Genomic DNA, 19326 nt, shown 5'->3' on the forward strand with positions numbered 1-19326 from the left:
ACAGCAGGGGTTGCCAGGCTCAGGCGGTCTTTTTCAGGCCCAGCTTCTTCAGCTCTTCATCGCGCAGTTCGCGGCGCAGGATCTTGCCGACGTTGGTGGTCGGCAACGCATCGCGGAACTCGATGGCCTTGGGCACCTTGTAGCCGGTGACGTTGGCACGCATGTGGGTCATCACCTGCTCCTTGGTGAGGGTCACGCCGGGCTTGGCGACGATGAACATCTTGATCACCTCGCCCGACTTCTCGTCCGGTACACCGATGGCTGCGCACTGCAACACGCCGGGCAGCGTGACCAGCACGTCTTCCAACTCGTTGGGGTACACGTTGAAGCCCGAGACCAGGATCATGTCCTTCTTACGGTCGACGATGCGCATGTAACCATCCGGCTGGATCACCGCGATGTCACCGGTCTTCAGCCAGCCGTCGCTGTCGAGGATCTCGGCGGTGGCGTCTTCGCGCTGCCAGTAGCCCTTCATCACCTGCGGCCCCTTGATGCACAACTCGCCGATCTCGCCCAACGGCAATTCCTGGCCGTTGTCGTCGATGACCTTGCACAGGGTGGACGGCACCGGAATGCCAATGGTGCCCACCTGGTTGGCTTCCGACGGGTTGACCGCCGCCACCGGGCTGGTCTCGGTCATACCGTAGCCTTCGCAGATGGCGCAACCGGTGACTGCCTTCCAGCGCTCGGCCACGCTCAATTGCAGGGCCATGCCGCCGGACAGGGTGACCTTCAGAGCGGAGAAATCCAGGCTGCGGAAGGTGTCGTTGTTGCACAGCGCGACGAACAAGGTGTTGAGCCCAACGAAGCCGCTGAACTTCCATTTGCTCAGTTCCTTGACCATGGCGGGCAGGTCACGCGGGTTGCTGATCAGCACGTTGTGGTTGCCGATCAGCATCATCGCCATGCAATGGAAGGTGAAGGCGTAGATGTGGTAAAGCGGCAGCGGCGTGATGATGATTTCCGAGCCTTCCTGCAGGTTCGAGCCCATCAGGGCGCGGCACTGCAGCATGTTGGCGACCAGGTTGCGGTGGGTCAGCATCGCCCCCTTGGCCACGCCCGTGGTGCCGCCGGTGTATTGCAGCACGGCCACGTCGTTGGCCTCGGGGCTGGCTTCGGTCACCGGCTGGCCCTTGCCCTTGGCCAAGGCCTCGTTGAAGCGCACCGCCTGCGGCAAGTGGTAGGCCGGCACCATCTTCTTCACGTACTTGATGACGCTGTTGATCAGCACGCGCTTGAGCGGCGGCAGCAAGTCGGCCACCTCGGTGACGATCACGTGCTTGACCTGGGTCTTGGGCAGCACCTTCTCGACCAGGTGGGCCATGTTCGCCAGGCACACCACCGCCTTGGCCCCGGAGTCGGTGAACTGGTGTTCCAGTTCGCGGGCGGTGTACAGCGGGTTGGTGTTGACCACGACCAGACCGGCGCGCATAGCGCCGAATACCGCGACGGGGTATTGCAGGACGTTGGGCAGTTGCACGGCGATACGATCGCCGGGCTTGAGATCGGTGTGCTGCTGCAGCCATGCGGCGAAGGCGCCGGACAGGGTGTACAGCTCACCGTAGGTGAGGGTCTTGCCGAGGTTGCTGAACGCCGGCTTGTCGGCAAAGCGCTGGCAGGATTGCTTCAATACGGCCTGAATGTTGGGAAATTCGTCAGGATTGATTTCCGCCGTAATTCCGGCTGGGTACTTATCCTTCCAAAAATGTTCGATCATGGAAGCCCACTCCTTTAGCAACAGCGAATGCTCTACGCGTCGATGCGCTTATTATTGATATGGGATGAGGGCTCAGTGCAAACCGCATCATCCGAAGCGCGCCGAGAGTAGCAGCTTTGCCGGGGGCCGCCTAGGGCCGTGGCGGCCCGCACAGTCACAAAAATGACCTTAAATTACATTGTGGTCACATTTTGAATTTCGCCCTCCTGCGGCGAACAAGCACTGAACCTCTCCGACTGAGCGGTGGCAGCAGCGACCCACCCCCGCTGCTGCCATCGGCACCTCAGGCAATGTCGCGCAATTCGCGGCGCAGGATCTTGCCCACCGGGGTCATGGGCAGCGAGTCGCGCAGCACGATGTGCTTGGGGACTTTGTAGCCGGTGAGGTTGGCCTTGCAGAAGGTTTTCAGTTCCTCGACGCTGACCCCGCCCGCTCGCGGCACCACGAACAACTTCACCGCCTCGCCGGAGCGCTCGTCCGGCACGCCGATCACCGCACAACTGGCCACCTGCGGGTGGCCCATGAGCACATCTTCGATTTCATTGGGGTACACGTTGAAGCCCGAGACGATGATCATGTCCTTCTTGCGGTCGACGATACGGGTGAAGCCTTCGGCATCGATCACCGCGATGTCACCGGTCTTGAACCAGCCTTCGGCATCCAGCGCCTCGGCCGTGGCCTCGGGTTGTTGCCAGTAGCCCTTCATCACCTGCGGTCCCTGGATGCACAGCTCGCCGCGCTCGCCCAGCGGCAGCTCCTGACCCTGGTCATCGATGACCTTGAACGCCGTGCCCACCACCGGAATACCCACCGTACCCAATCGCGCCAGCGTGCCGTAGGGATTGGTGCTGGCCACCGGCGAGGTTTCAGTGAGGCCGTACCCTTCGACGATGCGACAGCCCGTGAGCGTTTCCCAGCGCTCGGCCGTGGCCTTGACCAGTGCCGTGCCCCCCGAATTGGTGACCTTCAGCGACGAGAAGTCCAGCGACGCGAAGCCTGGGTGGTCCATCAGCGCGACGAACAACGTGTTGAGCCCCAGCAACGCCGAGAAACGCCACTTGCCCAACTCCTTGATGAAACCAGGGATGTCGCGGGGATTGGTGATCAGCACGTTGTGATTGCCGGTGGCGGTCATGCACATGCAGTTCGCGGTGAAGGCATAGATGTGATAAAGCGGCAGCGGCGCGATCATCACCTCCTGCCCTTCCTTGATCAACGGCTGGCCGTCAGGGCCATGCTGGGAAAAGCAGGCCAGCACCTGCTGCATGTTGGCCACCAAGTTGCGGTGGGTCAGCATCGCGCCTTTGGCCAGGCCTGTAGTGCCGCCGGTGTACTGCAGCACGGCGACATCATCGAGCGTGCGTGGTACCGGGGTGCGGCGAAGGTCACGGCCCTGGCGCAGCACCTGCTTGAACGACAGCGCCTGGGGCAGACGATAGGTCGGCACCATCTTCTTCAATTTGTCGACGACGGTGTTGATCAGCCAGCCCTTGGCGGCAGGCAGCAAGTCGCCCATCTTCGCCTCGATCAGGTACTCGATGCCGGTGTCCGGCAGCACGTTCTGCACGCGCTGGCCAAACATGTTCAAGTACACCAGCGCGCGGGCGCCGGAGTCCTTGAACTGGTGACGCATCTCGCGTTCGGTGTACAGCGGGTTGGTATTGACCACGATGAGTCCGGCGCGCATGGCGCCGAACACGGCGATCGGGTACTGCAGCACATTGGGCATCTGCACGGCGATGCGCTCGCCAGGCGCCAGATCGGTATGGTGCTGCAACCAGGCGGCGAAGGCGGCCGAGTGGCGATCCAGGTCGGCATAGGTCAGGGTGACGCCCAGGTTGCTGAACGCCGGGCGCTCGGCGAAGCGCTTGCAGGCGCGCTCGAAAACCTCGACGACCGACGCATAGTCGCCCATGTCGAGGGTGGAGGGCACGCCCACCGGGCGTTTGTCGTTCCAGAAGTCGGCTTGCATTTATTGTTGTTCCTCAGCCTGAACCGTCCATGCCCTGATTGCCCTTGGCAAACAGGCGTTCAGCCGACGTTAGCAGGTAAGCCTGAGGGGACAAACACAGGAAGGGCTGCCATTAACATCGTGAATCTTATTTGTGCCCTCCCTGCAATTCTGGTCATTGTGCATACACTGATCTGAGGCCCGTGCGCAAAGGATCGGTCATGTCTCCCAACGCCTTCTGGCTACCCACCGGCGAGCGGTGCAGCCTGTATGTCCACCAGTGGTTGCCGCTCACCCCGGTCAAGGCCGTCGTGCTGCTGGCCCACGGCATGGCCGAGCATGGCGGACGCTATGGACGGCTGGGCCAGGCGCTGAACGAGGCCGGTTTCGCCCTGTTCGCACCCGACCTGCGCGGTCACGGCCGCACCGCCGCACCGGCCGATCGGGGCCTGTTCGCCGAGCGCAATGGCTGGAGCACGGTGCTCGATGACCTGGGCTTGCTCAGCCAGTACATCGGCCAGCAGTTTCCCGGCACGCCGCTGTTTCTGTTCGGCCACAGCATGGGCAGCTACCTCGCCCAGGCCTATTTGCTGCACCACAGCGCCAGCCTGCAAGGCACCGTGCTCAGCGGCTCGAACAGCCGGCCGGCGGCGCTGTACCGTGCGGCGCGGCTGATCGCCCGCCTGGAAACCTGGCGCCAGGGACCGCGCGGGCGCAGCGGCGTGATCGACTGGCTGTCGTTCGGCGCCTTCAACAAGGCATTCAGGCCCAACCGCACCGCCTTCGACTGGCTCAGCCGCGATGCGCAGGAGGTGGATGCCTACCTCAACGACCCCCTGTGCGGCTTTCGCTGCTGCAACCAGCTATGGCTCGACCTGCTGCAAGGCCTGGTGCAGATCAGCCAGCCCCGCCACCTGGCGCAGATCGACCCAGACCTGCCGCTGCTGGTGATCGGCGGCGAATGTGATCCGGTCAGTGCCGGCGGACGTCTCACCCATCTGGCCGACGCGCTGCGCGCCACCGGTAACCGCCATGTACAATTGCGCGTCTACCCCGATGCCCGGCACGAAGTGCTCAATGAAACCCATCGCGACGAGGTCACCCGCGACATCATCGTCTGGCTGGAACAGGCCCTGGCCCTGAACCGTCCAGCCCGTAGCGAATGAACACCCGCCTCGTCCCTCTCAAGGAAGCCCTGATGACCCAGGTCAGCAACACGCCCTACGAAGCCCTCGAAGTCGGCCAGACGGCCAGTTACGAAAAAGCGGTGGAAGAACGCGACATCCAGTTGTTCGCTGCGATGTCCGGCGATCACAACCCGGTGCACCTGGATGCCGAGTTCGCCGCCAAGAGCATGTTCCGCGAGCGCATCGCCCACGGCATGTTCAGCGGTGCACTGATCAGTGCTGCGGTGGCCTGTACCCTGCCAGGGCCGGGCACCATCTACCTGGGTCAGCAAATGAGCTTCCAGAAGCCGGTGAAGATCGGCGACACCCTGACCGTGCGCCTGGAAATTCTCGAGAAGCTGCCCAAGTTCAAAGTGCGCATCGCCACCAACGTCTACAACCAGAACGACGAACTGGTGGTGGCCGGCGAGGCCGAGATTCTCGCCCCGCGCAAGCAGCAGACCGTCGAACTGGTGTCGCCGCCGAACTTCGTCGCCAGCTGAGGGCTCAGCCTGCCAGGACCTGCGCGTAGCGCGCACGGTCCACGTTCGCGCCGCTCAATACCACTGCCACACGCCTGCCGACCTGGCGTTCGCGCTCCTGCAGCAGCGCCGCCAACGCCGCAGCACCGGCGCCTTCGGCGGTGTTGTGGGTGGTTTCGTGGTACAGGCGCATGGCCTGGGCGATCTCGTCGTCGCTCACCCGCACGATCCGCGCCGCGTGCTCTCGCACCAGGGCGAAAGCCTCGGGGTTGGGCACGCGGCAGGCCATGCCGTCGGCGAAGGTGTGCGCGCTGGCGGTGGTGACGATACGCCCCGATTCGAAGCTGCGCGCATAGGCATCCGCCGCACTGGAGACCACGCCGACGATCTCGGTGCGCAGCCCCAGCAGGTTCCGCGCCTGGATCAACCCACAGATGCCCGAGCCCATGCCGATCGGCACGTAGACGGTGTCAAGACCGGTCACCGCCTCGAACAGCTCCAGGGCGTAAGTCGCCACGCCGCGTACCAGTTGCGCATGGAACGACGGCACCATCAGGTAGCCGCGGGCCTGGGCCAGTTGTGCCGCGTGCTCTCGGGCCACATCGAAATCGACGCCATGCTCGATCAGTTCCGCCCCCAGCGCGCGCATGGCCGCGTTCTTTTCCAGCGAGTTGCCTTCAGGCACCACGATCACCAGCGGCAGGCCCGCTTGCCGCGCCGCCAGCGCCATGCTCTGCCCGTGATTGCCGCGGGTCGCGGTCACCAGGCCAGCGGGCACCTCGCCGCTGTCGAGCAGTGAACGCACGTAGACCAGTCCGCCGCGCACCTTGAAGGCGCCGGTGGGGGCATGGTTTTCGTGCTTGACCCATACCTGGCATCCAGTCCGCTCGGCCAGCAGCGGCCAGGCCAACTGAGGCGTCGGCGGCACATGCTGATGAACGAAATCGGCGGCTTCGCGCAAGGCGGTGAGGTCGAACATGGCGGTCATCCTTCTCGGTTGCAGTTGCCTCGATCCTGAGCGCCCGGCATTGTATGGGTCAAACCTTATATTGCATGGGCCGCAATTTCGTGTGGACACCTCACCTGGTCGATGATGACCAACCCCGCTACCTGGCGCTGGTCGATGCCATCGCCATGGCCATCGAGCGCGGTGAACTGACAGTCGGCGAACGCCTTCCCCCGCAGCGGCGCCTGGCGTGGAAGCTGGGGCTCAATCCAAGCACCACGCAGCAGGCCTACCGCGAAGCGGCCGCCCGCCACCTGGTGGCCGGCGAAGTCGGGCGCGGCACCTATGTGCTGGCGGGGAGCAAGGAAGCGACGCTGTTTCGCCTCAAGCAGCACGACCGCCATCCGACCCTGATCGACCTGTCGACCAACGTGCCGGTGGCCGACCTGGCCCCACAGGATCTGCAACAGAGTCTGCAATCGTTGCTGCAGGCAGGCGACTTCAACCTGCTGGATCACTACCTGGACCATGATCGACTGCTGCTGGGCCGCCTGCAGGGCGCCCATTGGCTCAGCCTGCGCGGTATCACCGTGGATGCCGACGACCTGCTGCTGTGCGGCGGCGCGCAACAGGCACTGACCTGCGTGTTGCAGTCGCTGTGCCAGCCCGGCGAGCCGGTGATGGTCGAAGCGCTGAGCGCGCCCGGCATCAAGGCGGCCTGTCGACAGCTGCGCCTTCCCGTGCAGGGCGTGGCCCTGGACGGTCAAGGCTTGCGCCCCGAGGCGCTGGAGCGGGTGGCGAGGGCCAGCGGCGCGCGGGTACTGGTGACCACGCCGACGCTGCACAACCCCACCGGAGCGTGCATGGACGATGCCCGTCGCCAGGCCATCGCCGACGTGGTTCGACGCAATGAGCTGTGGGTGATCGAGGACGATGTCTACGGTGCGTTCAGCGAACGGCCACCGTTGTATCCACTGCTCGATGGCCATGGCGTGCTGGTCAGCAGCCTGTCGAAAACCGTGGCCGCCGGGCTGCGGGTGGGCTGGATCGCGGCGTCGCCGGACCTGCTCGAACGCATCGACCCCCACACCCGCGCCACCCACTGGTCGGTATCACCGCTGAATCTGCAGATCGCCTGCCAGTGGATCGGCGAGGGGACGGCAGCACGCCGGTTGGCCCAGCAGCGCGAGGAAGTCGAGCAACGCTGGCGTCTGGCCCGACGGTGGTTGGGCGAGGCCTTGCTCACCCGCGAGGCGCCGTCCCCGCATATCTGGGTGCGCACACCCGCCTGCGCCGAAACCTTGGCGGCAGCGTGTCGGCAACGGGGCGTGGAAGTGGTGCCAGCCAGCGTGTTCGCAGTGGGCGGCGAGGCAGTGAAAGCCGTGCGCATCAGCCTGTCGGCTGCCGTCAGCCGCGCGCAGCTCACACAGGGGCTGGAGATCGTGCGCGCACTGCTGGACGACGGCAGTGACTCAGGTGCCTAGCCCTGCTGGCAACCCTCGCCCATGGCGCGGTATTGAAGGGTGTGCACCTGCCCTTGGTGATCTTCGTAGGTCATGGTCGCGGGTACCACCTCGCAGACATTGGGCAGGGTCGACAGATGGATGACCCGCTTGATATCGAGGTGGGTCGAGTAGTCGTATTGCACCGGGGGTTGGGCCTGGGCCGTCTTGACCTCATCCGCCAGGGCGAACGAAGACATCCCGACCAATGCGAGGATCAGTAATGGTTTCATGATTCAAGACCTTGAAGACAATCGGCTAGATCGACTTCTTGTGCCGTCACTGGCGTGGAGAAGTTGTCACCGAAGCGGTGACACGAAGCACGAATCCCGCTTCGGACAGTGCGAAAGGGATAGCTGAAATTTTACGCCCGCCACGCAATATGTGAACCCGGCAGTCGGAGTTTCACCCTTGCTCCAAATGCAACAATCTGCGACAAAGCTGCCCATGACTCCGCCTGACTTTCAACGGCTATGCCACTCACAGCGCCGCTTGCTCGATCATTTCTATCGCCAGCAGGGCTCGCGCATGCGCGCCAGTGGTGACGGTGAGTCATGGGTAGCACGGGCTGACGGCCTGATCGGCGCGCTGAGCCTGACGCCGGTTGCCGGGGGTCAGTGGTTGACGGGATTGTTCGTCGCCGAACCGTGGCGCAGCAAAGGCATCGCGGCGGGATTGATCGAGGCGTCACTGGCAGCACGTCCTGGCCCGACCTGGCTGTTCTGCCACCCCGACCTGCAGACCTTCTACGCTCGGCTGGGTTTCGACTCAACCCATACCCTGCCCGCTGAACTGGCTTCTCGGTTGGCCCGCTACCAGCGCAGCAAGTCACTGGTGGCGCTGGTGCGGGCGGGGTTCACGCCAGGCTGAATCGCGCTTCAGGCACCAGGCTGGCGCGGGTGCGACTCGGCCGATACCGGCTGCTCGTGGCCAAGCACGGTGATGGTTTCCTTGGGTTTCTCGCCGTCGAAGTCCTTCTCCCCAGGATCCTTGCCCTCGGCCGACATGTGCTCGATCACCGCATTCATCTCGGCGCCCAGCAGCAGCACCGCAGAGGAAATGTAGAAATACAGCAGCAGTACGATGATCGCCCCGATGCTGCCGTACATGGCGTTGTAGTCGGCGAAGGTTTTCACGTAATAGGCAAAGCCCAGTGACGCCAGGATCCACACGACCACCGCCAGCACAGACCCCGGCGTGATGAAGCGGAATTTCTGTTTCACATCCGGCATGACGTAATACATCAACGCCACCGCGACCATCATCAGCAGGATGATGACCGGCCAACGGAGCACCGTCCAAACGGTGACGATCACCTCTTGCAGGCCGACCTGGGCGGCGATCCACTCCATCACCTGCGGGCCAAGTACCATCAGTGCCGCCGCCATCAGCAGCATGCCGGCGATCCCGATGGTGTAGAAGATCGACAGGGGAATGCGCTTCCACACCGGACGGCCTTCGGGCACGTCATAAGCGGCGTTCATTGCGCTCATCATCAGGCGCACGCCGGCAGAGGCGGTCCACAGGGCGATGACGATACCCACCGACACCAGCCCACCCTTGGACTGCTGCAATTGGTCGATCACCGGATTGACCTGCTCCAGCGCCTGGGGCGGCAACACCAGTTCGGTTTGCAGGCGCAGCCAGGAGAAGAAGTCGGGAAGGTGCAGGAAACCGATCAGGGCGATCAGGAACAGGATGAAGGGGAACAGCGAAAACAGCATCTGGTAGGCCAGTGCCGAGGCGTAGGTGGACATCTCGTCGTCAAGGAACTCCTGGACGGTGCGCACCATCACGCGGTGCAGAGGCAGCCCCTGCAAGGCGGGAAAAATCATAGCGTCTCCTTTCGCCGCTCGATCGTCGTGGTTGTCACAAGGCGGTCAAGTCTAATAGACCACGCGGCTGGTGTACTGCTCCCTGCCTGTTTCAGGAAAAAACCTACTCAGGTTGCGACAACCCACAGTAAAAGGCCGCCGCGTGAAAGAGCATAGTCGCTCATCCACTTGGCGGCCTTGAGCGTTACAGGCAGTTACTTGTCGAGCTTGTCCTTGACCTTGCCGACTTTCTGCTGAGCTTCACCCTTCAGTTCCTGGGCTTTACCTTCGGCCTTCAGCTTGTCGCTGTCGGTGACCTTGCCAACACCTTGCTTGACGTTGCCGATGGCTTCGTTCGCCAGGCCCTTCGCTTTGTCTTTAGTGCCGCTCATGGTGAATCTCCTGATAGAGACACGTGAACCGTGCCGACAAAAGGTTGACCGCTGGGCTTGTCGGGGAGTTTCAAACTTTTTCACCTCGCCGAACCCGGCGGCAAACAGCGGGCGAATACCGCACCGAATCGACCTTCGCTCACTGCAAGGACCTGACCCGCGCCTCTAGAATCGGCCGCTCATAACAACAACAGTTTGCGGACCTACCTGCCCATGCGTCTGATCACCTTGCTCGCAGCCGCCCTGCCGCTGCTGCCCCTGCCTGCCCTGGCGGCAGACCCGACCACCCCTGAAATCCTGCGCGTCGATCGTTACAGCGACGATGGCCAGCCCGGCACCCTGCGCTGGGCGCTGGAAACCAGCAATGCAGCCCCTGGCCGTTATCGCATCGACATCGTGCCCGTGGGCGAGCCGCCTTATGTCATCCGCCCCAACCGGGCGCTGCCGGAGATCAAGGGGCCGCTGCACATCACCGGGCTATCCTGGGCGCGTGATGGTCAATACATCGCCATTGACGGCTCCGGCTACATCCGCGACCAGGGCGTGCGGACCTGCCCCGGCGCCCTGCCCGGCCAGTTCGGTACCAACGTGCGCACGACCAGCTACCCCGGCCTGGTGCTGCGCGACACCCAGGGCGTGCACGTGAGCGGTTTGGAGGTGCGCAATTTCTGCATCGGCATCCTGGTCAACCGCGCCAGCGGCAACGTGATAGAGGACAACCGTATCGTCGCCAACAAGGGCGGTGCCGGCATCATGCTCACCGGCGACGACGGCGCCGGTAATCCGACCGCCACCACCACGATCAACAACAAGGTGTTGCGCAATCAACTGATCGACAACGGCGACGGTCTGGAACTGACCCGTGGCGCGGCCTTCAACCTGGTGGCCGACAACCTGTTCCGTTCCACCGGCGCCAATCCCGAGCCGTCCCAAGGCATCGAAATCCTGCTGGGCAACGACAACACCGTGGTGCGCAACCGCTTCGAGCACTACTCCGACGGTCTGCAGATCAACTGGGGCAAGCGCAACTACCTGGGCGCCAACACCTTCACCGGCAACTCCATCGGCGTCAGCGTCACGGGCGAAGACAACGTGCTCGACGGCAACCTGATCCACGGCAACCGCATCGGTGTGGCCCTGCGTCCAGAGCCACAAGTGACTGCCACGCGCCTGACCGCCAACCGCATCTGGGGCAACGGCCTGGACATTCGTCGCTGCCAGGCGGGCGGCTCGTGCGTGCCGAACCAGCGTACCGGGGCCATCGTCTTCGGCGTGCCGGCCCAGGCGCATGCGCTGTACGTCGGCTCGCGCGGCGTCGGAGCGGAATTGGCGAAGCAGGACCAGGCGATCATCTGCGACGCCAACGGCCAGCCCCAGCCGTGCCAGCCGCTGCCCAACCATAATCAACCCGCGCCACGACTGTTGGCGTTGGACGGCGCGTTGCTCAGAGGAGAGGTGCAGGGACCGGCCTCGAGCCGGCTGCGTATCGAAGTGTTCGGCAACTCCACGGCCGATGGCCAGGAGGCCGAACACTATCTGGGCGAGGTGCTGGCCAACAGTGATGCTCAGGGCCACGCACGCTTCGAGATGATGTTGAGCGACATCGACGCACTGCACAGTTTCACCGCCACGGTGACGACCGCCGATGGCGCGACCTCGGAGTTGAGCCCGCCATTACGGCGATGAGCCGGGCCACGGCAGCGACGGCCGGTGCGCCGTGGCTGCCGTGAACCCTGCAGACCTTGCCGCGCCCCGCGCCGCCTTGCACAATGTCAGGCCTTTCAGGCGTCAACCCGCAGGAACCTGCATGAAACTCGACAAACCCACCGCCATTGCCCGGCGCAACGAAGCGCTGGCCCGGCCGGTGCTCGACCGCGACAACACCCTGTTCGCCATTCTCGACAAGAAACGCAACCTGTGGTGGTTCGAGGTGCCGGTGGGCTTGCTGCGCAAAGGCCAGCCCGACTGGGTCAACCTGCTGCTGCACACCCCCGATACCGACACGCTGCAACACTTGAAGGTGCCGGTGAACTTCCTGCGCGCGCATCAGGAACAGATGGAAATCCGCAACCCCGGCAAGCGCCGCTCGACCATCAGCCTGGCACTCAGCGCCGACCGCGACTCGCTGCTGCGCGACACCCGCCCGGGCGGTGAGCAGTTGGACTTCAGCCCCTTCGTGCAGGGCTGATCAGGCGCGCTCGATGCGATCGTCATGGATGACGATCAGCCCTTGCCTGAACAAGCCACCGATCGCTTTCTTGAAGTTGCCCTTGCTGACGTTGAACAGCTTGGCGATGACGTCCGGCGCGCTCTTGTCGCACACCGGCAACACCCCACCGGCCTCCTCCAGGCGCTTGAGGATCTGCGCCTGCAGGTCGTCGGCCAGCGCCGCGCCCACCGGTTGCAGGCTCAGGGCGATCTTGCCGTCGTGGCGCACTTCCTTGATGAAGCCCTGTTCGTGCATCCCCGAACGCAGGAACTTGAACACCTCGTTCTTGTGGATCAGGCCCCAGTGGCGACTGTTGATGATGGCCTTGAAGCCCATCGGCGTCTCGCCAGCCACCAGCAGTTCCACCGGCTGACCCGGCGAATAGTCGGCCGGGGTGCGATCGAGGTAGCGGTCCAGGCGCGCGGTGGCGGTGATGCGCCGGGTGCGCTTGTCGAGGTAGGCGTGGACCACGCAGTAGTCGCCGATCTTCAGCGGCTGCACTTCTTCGGAGTAGGGCATCAGCAGGTCCTTGGACAGCCCCCAGTCGAGGAAGATACCAGCGCCGTTGATGTCCTTGACCTTGAGACTGGCGAAGCCACCGACCTGGATCTTGGGCTTTTCGGTGGTGGCGATCAGCTGATCTTCGCTGTCCAGGTAGATGAACACGTTGAGCCAGTCGTCCAGCTCCAGCTCAGCGTCTTTGGGGAAGTAGCGCCTGGGCAGGAGGATCTCGCCGTCGGCGCCGCCGTCCAGGTAGAGACCGAACTCCACGTGTTTCACGATTTGCAAACTGTTGTAACGCCCAAGCAGAGCCATTTCCGATGTTCCTCCAGACAAGGCGGCTATTCTACACCCGATGCGCCCAGGCTGCCGATCCGCTGGAACCGCCGAGCGTGCCGCCGCGTCTACTCCCTGGTCCGTCACCTGCAAGGATTCGCGCATGCCTGCCCAGCTCATCCGCACCCTGGTGCTCATCGTCGGCCTGGCCCTGACGCTGGGGGCCTGCACGCGTATCGACCTCGCCTACCGCAACCTCGACCGCCTGGTGCCCTGGTCGCTGGGCGACTACCTGGACATGAACCGCCAGCAGAAGGCGCTGCTCGACGAACGGCTCAAGGATCACTTGGCCTGGCACTGCAAAACGCAGTTGCCGGGCTATCTCGACTGGCTCGACAAGGTCCGGCAGATGGTCGCCGACCAGGCGGTCACCGACCAGGCCTTGCAACAGCGCACCGCCGAGGCGCGCCTGGCCATCGGGCGGGTGGCCGAGGCGATCACCCCGTCGGCCGCCGAGTTGTTGCGCGACATGAGCGATGCCCAGGTGGCCGAGATGCGCAAGGCGTTCAGCGACGACATCGCCGAGCGCCAGAAAGAATACGTCGACACCCCGCTGCCCAGGCAGATAGAAGAGCGCGCCACGCGTATGCACAAGCGCCTCAAGCCCTGGCTGGGCGAGCTCAGCGCCGTCCAGCGTCAGCGGGTGATGAGCTGGTCCCAGGCGCTGGGCGATCAGAACCGCGAGTGGATCGCCAACCGCCAGGCCTGGCAGCAGCAGTTGCTGCTGGCCATGGACCAGCGCCAAACCCCGGCCTTCGAGCCGCGCCTGGCGCAGTTGCTACAAGACAAGCAGAGCCTGTGGTCGCCGGCCTACCGCGCTGCCTTCGACAACACCGAGCGCCAGGCCCGCAGCCTGTTGGTCGACTTGCTGCAGCAGAGCAGCGCGGCGCAGCGCCAGTTGCTGATCGAGCGGCTGGGCAAGGTGCGCCAGGACTTCAGCCAGTTGAAGTGCCTCAAGGGCTGACCGGTTCACATCGCAAGAAACGACAGGAAAGCCCCTCCCCGCTCACGTACACTCGCGCCCCTGTCCCGTCCACCGGAGATGTCCGTGAGCCCCATCGCCCTCGCCCGCCTGCTGATCCTCGCCGCCGTCTGGGGCGCGAGCTTCCTGTTCATGCGCATCATCGCGCCAGAGCTGGGCGCGCTGCCCACCGCCTTTTTCCGCGTGTCCATCGCCTGCCTCGGGCTGATCGCCATCCTTGCCGCCGGGCGCGTGCGCTGGGACTTTCAGGGCAAGCTCGGCGCCTGCCTGGTGCTGGGCATGATCAACTCGGGCATTCCGGCGACCTTCTATTCGGTGGCCGCGCAAGTGCTGCCCGCCGGCTACTCGGCGATCTTCAACGCCACCACGCCGCTGATGGGCGTGCTGATCGGCGCGCTGTTCTTCCATGAGGCCATGACCCTGCCCAAGCTGTGCGGGATTTTCCTGGGGCTGTTCGGCGTGGCCATCCTCAGCGGTGCCGGCCCGGTCGCGCTGGACCTGGCGCTGCTGCAAGGCGCCCTGGCATGCCTGGCCGCGACCACCTGCTATGGCTTCGCCGGCTTTCTCGCACGGCGCTGGATCAGCGGGCTGGACAGTCGGCTATCGGCCTTGGGCAGCATGCTCGGTGCCACCTTGCTGCTGGCCCCGCTGTTCGCCTGGAGCGCCTTGACCCAGCCGCCGCCCAGTTGGGGCGGCTGGTCGGTGTGGGGCTCGTTGCTGGGACTGGGGCTGGTGTGCACGGCGTTCGCCTACATCCTGTACTTCCGCCTGCTGGACGAGATCGGGCCGGTCAAGGCCACCACGGTGACCTTTCTGATTCCGGTATTCGGCGTGCTCTGGGGGGCGTGGCTGTTGGGCGAGCCGCTGTCGCTGGCGCACCTGTATGGCGGGGTGATGATCGGCGCGGCGTTGTGGCTGGTGCTGCGACCGGCGCGCCGCTGAGGGAAGGCCCCGGCGTCGTCGACGACGCCGGGACAGGCAGATCAGAACAACCAGCGATACAACAGGTAGGCCACCAATACGGCCAGCACCGGTCGCAGCACACGGTAGGCCTTGGGGTTGGCCCGCTTGAACTGTTTCACATGGGTACTGATGCGGTTGCTGAAGCGCTTGCTCCAGGCGTAGGCCTGGTTGATGCCCCCCACGCGCTCGTCGTCGGTGTTCTGCGGCGCGGTGGCGCGGCCGAGGAACGCGCTGACCTTGCGGTTGATGCGGGTCATCAGCGGGCTGTTCAGCGGACGCTCGACGTCGCAGAACAGGATCACCCGGGTCACGTCGGTTTCGTTCTTCACCCAGTGCACGTAGGTTTCGTCGAACATCACGTCCTCGCCGTCACGCCAGGCGTAGACCTGGCCGTCGACGTAAATGCGGCAGTCGTCGGAGTTCGGCGTGGACAGCCCCAGGTGATAGCGCAGGGAGCCGGCGAACGGATCGCGGTGCGGATTGAGGTGGCTACCGCCCGGCAGCAGGGCGAACATCGCACCCTTGACGTTGGGAATGCTGTTGACCAGTTCCACGGTGCGTGGGCACAGCGCCTCGGCCGAAGGCAGGGCCTTGTCGTACCACTTCAGGTAGAAACGCTTCCAGCCCTTCTTGAAGAACGAACCGAATCCGGCATCGTTATCCTTTTCCGCAGCGCGGATGTAGCCCTCGTCGAACAGGCGCATGGCCTCTTCGCGAATTTCCTGCCAGTTGTTCTTCAGTACATCCAGCTCGGGAAAGCGCTGACGGTCCAGGTACGGCTTGGACGGCACCCCGGAGAACAGGTACATCAGGCTGTTATAGGGCGCGAACAGCGCCGAATGGTTGACGAACTGGCGCAGCACCGGCAAGCGCGCCTTGCCCCGCAGGTGCACGAACAGCACACTGCCGAAGAACACCAGCAGGACACCCGCCTTGGCGAGGAAGGAAAAGGTCATGCAACACTCCTTTGGGGGAATCAGGCCGTCCCCGAATAGCCGGACATGATAAACCCATCCCAGACAGCTGCAACCTGATCCCGATCAAGCCTTTTTTCGAGTGGCAAGTGGCAAGCTTCAAGCGGCAAGCTGATCGGTGGCGTTTCACGGTGCAGCTTGTAGCTTGCAGCTTGCAGCCTGTTGGCGCTTGGCGCTGAGCGCCTGCGCTCAGGGCTGGAGTTCCTGGTCGGTGAACAGGTCGCTGAAGAGCATGCTCGACAGGTAGCGCTCGCCGGAGTCAGGGAGAATCACCACCAGCGTCTTGCCTTGCATTTCCGGCTTTTCTGCCAGGCGGACGGCAGCGGCCATGGCGGCGCCGCAGGAGATGCCGCAGAGGATGCCCTCTTCCTGCATCAGACGGATGGCCATGGCCTTGGCTTCTTCGTCGGTGACCAACTCCACCTGGTCGACGATCGACAGGTCCAGGTTCTTCGGGATGAAACCGGCACCGATGCCCTGGATCTTGTGCGGGCTTGGCTTGAGCTCCTCACCGGCCAGGGCCTGGGTGATCAGCGGCGAGGCCGCCGGCTCCACCGCCACCGACAGGATCGATTTGCCCTGGGTGTGCTTGAGGTAGCGTGATACGCCGGTGATCGTGCCGCCGGTGCCCACGCCCGCCACCAGCACATCGACCGCGCCGTCGGTGTCGTTCCAGATTTCCGGGCCGGTGGTCTTCTCGTGGATGGCCGGGTTGGCCGGGTTCTCGAACTGGCCTGGCAGGAAGTAACGCGCAGGGTCAGAGGCGACGATCTCGTCAGCCTTCTCGATCGCGCCCTTCATGCCCTTGGCCGGATCGGTCAGCACCAGCTCGGCGCCCAGCGCCTTGAGCACCTTGCGCCGCTCCAGGCTCATGGACGCCGGCATGGTCAGGATCAGCTTGTAGCCACGTGCAGCCGCGACGAAGGCCAGGCCGATGCCAGTGTTGCCCGAGGTCGGTTCGACCAAGGTCATGCCCGGCTTGAGCTTGCCGCTGCCTTCGGCGTCCCAGACCATGTTGGCGCCGATGCGGCACTTGACCGAATAGCCTGGGTTGCGTCCTTCGATCTTGGCCAGGATGGTCACCCCACGCGGGGCGATGCGATTGATCTGCACCAGCGGCGTGTTGCCGATGGAATGGGCGTTGTCGGCGTAGATACGGCTCATGGCTGCAGTCCTTGAATCGTGGGAAACAGGCGGAAAACCTCAAGGGTAAGCCTGCCCCCGGCACGGCGTAAAGCCCGGTCGAACCAAGCCGGGCAACGGGCGGTCAACCGCACAACCTGACCTGGAGACCCTGGGATGAAAGCTCGCTATCGCTGGCCGCTGCTCGGCCTGGCTGGCCTGGTCGTGCTGTTGGTGGCCCTACACCTGGCCCTGCCCTACCTGGTGCGCGACTACCTCAACGACAAGCTGGCCGACATGGGCGACTACCGCGGCCAGGTCAACGACGTGGACCTGGCCTGGTGGCGCGGGGCCTACCAGATCAACGGGCTGAAGATCGTCAAGACCAGCGGCAAGGTGCCGGTGCCGCTGCTCGATGCACCGCTGATCGACCTGTCGGTGAGCTGGCATGCACTGTGGTACGACCAGGCGGTAGTGGCCGAAGTGGCCTTCGTGCGCCCGGAACTGAACTTCGTCGACGGCGGCAGCAAGCAGAACTCCCAGACCGGTCAGGGCACCGACTGGCGCGCGCAATTGGAAAAGCTGTTGCCGATCACCCTGAACGAGGTGCGCATCGACGACGGCACCCTGACCTTCCGAAACTTCAATTCCAAGCCCCCGGTCAATCTCAAGGCCACTCGACTGCAGGCCAGCATCCGCAACCTGACCAACGTGCGCGACGAGGCTGGCCGGCGCGATGCCAGCTTCCAGGCCACAGCCTTGATCGCCGGCGACGCCAAGGTGGAAAGCCGCGCCACCTTCGATCCGTTCAGCGACTTCGACGACTTCGAGTTCCGCCTGCGTGCGACAGGTATCGAACTGCGCCGCCTCAACGACTTCGCCAGCGCCTACGGCAAGTTCGATTTCAATGCCGGTAATGGCGATGTGGTGATCGAAGCCCAGGCCGAGAACGGCCGGCTCAAGGGCTACATCAAGCCGCTGTTGCGCGACGTGGACGTGTTCGACTGGCAGCAGGACGTGGAGAACAAGAACAAGGGCGTGTTCCGCTCGATCTGGGAAGCGCTGGTCGGGGCCAGTGAAACCGTGCTCAAGAACCAGCCGAAGAATCAGTTCGCCACCCGCGTCGAGCTCAGCGGCAGCGTTCACCAGCAGGACATCAGCGCTTTCGAGGCATTCCTGCAGATCCTGCGCAATGGCTTCGTCCAGGCCTTCAATGCCCGCTACGAACAGCCCGCGCCGACCTCGAATTGAGCACTGCCTGACGGGGCATTCAGCCAGTGAATATCGGGTCTGCATTTTCGCTCGCCGAGGTGCGGGTTATAGTCACGGGCACATCACAGACACGCGTCGTCAGCGATGCAGCCTTCGCGGATGAACCCGCTCCCCCAAGGCCACCCCTGACACCTCATAAAGGAACGGTTTCATGAAATTCGAAGGCACCCGCAACTACGTCGCCACCGACGACCTGAAGCTGGCGGTCAATGCGGCCATCACCCTCGAACGCCCGCTGCTGGTCAAGGGCGAGCCCGGCACCGGCAAGACCCTGCTCGCCGAACAACTGGCCGAGGCCCTGGGCGCGCGCCTGATCACCTGGCACATCAAGTCCACCACCAAGGCCCAGCAGGGCCTGTACGAGTACGATGCCGTCAGCCGTTTGCGCGACTCGCAGTTGGGCGTGGACAAGGTCCACGACGTGCGCAACTACCTCAAGAAAGGCAAGCTCTGGGAAGCCTTCGAGGCCCAGGAGCGGGTCATCCTGCTGATCGACGAAATCGACAAGGCCGACATCGAATTCCCCAACGACCTGTTGCAGGAACTCGACCGCATGGAGTTCTACGTCTACGAGACCGACGAAACCATCAAGGCCGCCCAGCGCCCGATCATCGTCATCACCTCCAACAACGAGAAGGAACTGCCCGACGCGTTCCTGCGCCGCTGCTTCTTCCACTACATCGCCTTCCCCGACCGCGACACCCTGCAGCGCATCGTCGATGTGCATTACCCGAACATCAAGGCCTCGCTGGTCAGCGAAGCGCTGGATGTGTTCTTCGACGTGCGCAAGGTGCCGGGCCTGAAGAAAAAGCCTTCCACGTCCGAGCTGGTCGACTGGCTCAAGCTGCTGATGGCCGACGACATCGGCGAAGCGGTGCTGCGCGAGCGCGATCCAACCAAAGCCATTCCACCGCTGGCCGGCGCGCTGGTGAAGAACGAGCAGGACGTGCAACTGCTCGAACGCCTGGCCTTCATGAGCCGTCGCGGCAACCGCTGA

The 19326-nt window shown here is 64.1% G+C and carries 19 protein-coding genes; 10 read left to right on the top strand and 9 right to left on the bottom strand.

Translation table 11 applies throughout. The features are described from left to right. Positions 1-19: 19 nt before the first annotated feature. Positions 20-1717: a long-chain-fatty-acid--CoA ligase FadD1 gene (gene fadD1 / locus Q7C30_RS15365; protein ID WP_029613689.1), complete on the bottom strand. Its 1698-nt coding sequence runs from the start codon at positions 1715-1717 to the stop codon at positions 20-22. Between the two features lie 283 nt (positions 1718-2000). Then, positions 2001-3689 carry a long-chain-fatty-acid--CoA ligase FadD2 gene (gene fadD2 / locus Q7C30_RS15370; RefSeq protein ID WP_039576136.1) on the bottom strand — a complete coding sequence of 563 codons (1689 nt, stop codon included), beginning with the start codon at positions 3687-3689 and terminating at the stop codon, positions 2001-2003. A 200-nt stretch (positions 3690-3889) separates the two neighbouring features. On the opposite strand from fadD2, the gene Q7C30_RS15375 reads away from it, so the two are divergent. Together Q7C30_RS15375 and Q7C30_RS15380 are read left to right on the top strand one after the other, a co-directional pair. After that, positions 3890-4834 carry an alpha/beta hydrolase gene (locus tag Q7C30_RS15375; RefSeq protein ID WP_317872022.1) on the top strand — a complete coding sequence of 315 codons (945 nt, stop codon included), beginning with the start codon at positions 3890-3892 and terminating at the stop codon, positions 4832-4834. A 32-nt stretch (positions 4835-4866) separates the two neighbouring features. After that, positions 4867-5337, top strand: a complete 471-nt coding sequence (locus Q7C30_RS15380) for a MaoC family dehydratase (protein ID WP_317872023.1) — start codon at positions 4867-4869, stop codon at positions 5335-5337. 4 nt (positions 5338-5341) lie between these two features. Here Q7C30_RS15380 and Q7C30_RS15385 read toward each other — a convergent pair whose 3' ends face one another. Further along, the gene (locus tag Q7C30_RS15385; RefSeq protein WP_317872024.1) at positions 5342-6295 is read right to left on the bottom strand and encodes a threonine dehydratase; all 954 of its coding nucleotides are present in this window, start codon (positions 6293-6295) and stop codon (positions 5342-5344) included. A gap of 74 nt (positions 6296-6369) precedes the next feature. Here Q7C30_RS15385 and Q7C30_RS15390 point away from each other — a divergent pair, with 74 nt between their 5' ends. Further along, positions 6370-7746 carry a PLP-dependent aminotransferase family protein gene (locus Q7C30_RS15390; protein ID WP_317872025.1) on the top strand — a complete coding sequence of 459 codons (1377 nt, stop codon included), beginning with the start codon at positions 6370-6372 and terminating at the stop codon, positions 7744-7746. Here Q7C30_RS15390 and Q7C30_RS15395 read toward each other — a convergent pair. After that, the gene (locus Q7C30_RS15395; RefSeq protein WP_317872026.1) at positions 7743-7997 is read right to left on the bottom strand and encodes a DUF2790 domain-containing protein; all 255 of its coding nucleotides are present in this window, start codon (positions 7995-7997) and stop codon (positions 7743-7745) included. The genes Q7C30_RS15390 and Q7C30_RS15395 overlap by 4 nt on opposite strands. Positions 7998-8211: 214 nt before the next feature. On the opposite strand from Q7C30_RS15395, the gene Q7C30_RS15400 reads away from it, so the two are divergent. Next, on the top strand, positions 8212-8634 hold the full coding sequence (locus Q7C30_RS15400; RefSeq protein ID WP_317872027.1) for a GNAT family N-acetyltransferase: 423 nt from the start codon (positions 8212-8214) through the stop codon (positions 8632-8634). Positions 8635-8642: 8 nt separating this feature from the next. On the opposite strand, the gene Q7C30_RS15405 is transcribed toward Q7C30_RS15400, so the two are convergent. Together Q7C30_RS15405 and Q7C30_RS15410 are read right to left on the bottom strand one after the other, a co-directional pair. Then, complete coding sequence (locus Q7C30_RS15405; protein ID WP_317872028.1) at positions 8643-9599, bottom strand: YihY/virulence factor BrkB family protein; 957 nt, start codon at positions 9597-9599, stop codon at positions 8643-8645. Positions 9600-9793: 194 nt separating this feature from the next. Continuing rightward, a complete protein-coding gene (locus tag Q7C30_RS15410; protein WP_080754705.1) occupies positions 9794-9970 on the bottom strand; it encodes a CsbD family protein in 177 nt (58 codons plus the stop codon). A 213-nt stretch (positions 9971-10183) separates the two neighbouring features. On the opposite strand from Q7C30_RS15410, the gene Q7C30_RS15415 reads away from it, so the two are divergent. Together Q7C30_RS15415 and Q7C30_RS15420 are read left to right on the top strand one after the other, a co-directional pair. Next, positions 10184-11656, top strand: a complete 1473-nt coding sequence (locus tag Q7C30_RS15415; protein ID WP_317872029.1) for a right-handed parallel beta-helix repeat-containing protein — start codon at positions 10184-10186, stop codon at positions 11654-11656. Positions 11657-11777: 121 nt separating this feature from the next. Then, entirely contained in the window at positions 11778-12158 is a 381-nt protein-coding gene (locus Q7C30_RS15420; RefSeq protein WP_037028026.1) for a hypothetical protein, read from the top strand. Here Q7C30_RS15420 and Q7C30_RS15425 read toward each other — a convergent pair whose 3' ends face one another. Further along, a complete protein-coding gene (locus Q7C30_RS15425; RefSeq protein ID WP_039576122.1) occupies positions 12159-12995 on the bottom strand; it encodes a S1-like domain-containing RNA-binding protein in 837 nt (278 codons plus the stop codon). Positions 12996-13119: 124 nt separating this feature from the next. Here Q7C30_RS15425 and Q7C30_RS15430 point away from each other — a divergent pair, with 124 nt between their 5' ends. Together Q7C30_RS15430 and Q7C30_RS15435 are read left to right on the top strand one after the other, a co-directional pair. Continuing rightward, the gene (locus tag Q7C30_RS15430) at positions 13120-13980 is read left to right on the top strand and encodes a DUF6279 family lipoprotein (RefSeq protein WP_039576120.1); all 861 of its coding nucleotides are present in this window, start codon (positions 13120-13122) and stop codon (positions 13978-13980) included. An 84-nt stretch (positions 13981-14064) separates the two neighbouring features. Next, a complete protein-coding gene (locus tag Q7C30_RS15435) occupies positions 14065-14940 on the top strand; it encodes a DMT family transporter (protein ID WP_295484918.1) in 876 nt (291 codons plus the stop codon). Between the two features lie 41 nt (positions 14941-14981). On the opposite strand, the gene Q7C30_RS15440 is transcribed toward Q7C30_RS15435, so the two are convergent. Both Q7C30_RS15440 and cysK read right to left on the bottom strand, forming a co-directional pair. Further along, positions 14982-15917, bottom strand: a complete 936-nt coding sequence (locus Q7C30_RS15440) for an aspartyl/asparaginyl beta-hydroxylase domain-containing protein (RefSeq protein ID WP_029613695.1) — start codon at positions 15915-15917, stop codon at positions 14982-14984. A gap of 207 nt (positions 15918-16124) precedes the next feature. Beyond that, positions 16125-17099, bottom strand: coding sequence for a cysteine synthase A (gene cysK, locus Q7C30_RS15445; RefSeq protein WP_039576116.1), 975 nt, complete (start codon positions 17097-17099; stop codon positions 16125-16127). A 135-nt stretch (positions 17100-17234) separates the two neighbouring features. Between cysK and Q7C30_RS15450 the strand changes: the two genes are divergently transcribed. Together Q7C30_RS15450 and Q7C30_RS15455 are read left to right on the top strand one after the other, a co-directional pair. Continuing rightward, on the top strand, positions 17235-18308 hold the full coding sequence (locus Q7C30_RS15450) for a DUF748 domain-containing protein (protein ID WP_317872030.1): 1074 nt from the start codon (positions 17235-17237) through the stop codon (positions 18306-18308). Positions 18309-18480: 172 nt separating this feature from the next. After that, complete coding sequence (locus Q7C30_RS15455) at positions 18481-19326, top strand: MoxR family ATPase (protein ID WP_317872031.1); 846 nt, start codon at positions 18481-18483, stop codon at positions 19324-19326.

The sequence above is a fragment of the Pseudomonas sp. RAC1 genome (assembly GCF_030658255.1).
Lineage (GTDB): Bacteria > Pseudomonadota > Gammaproteobacteria > Pseudomonadales > Pseudomonadaceae > Aquipseudomonas > Aquipseudomonas boreofloridensis.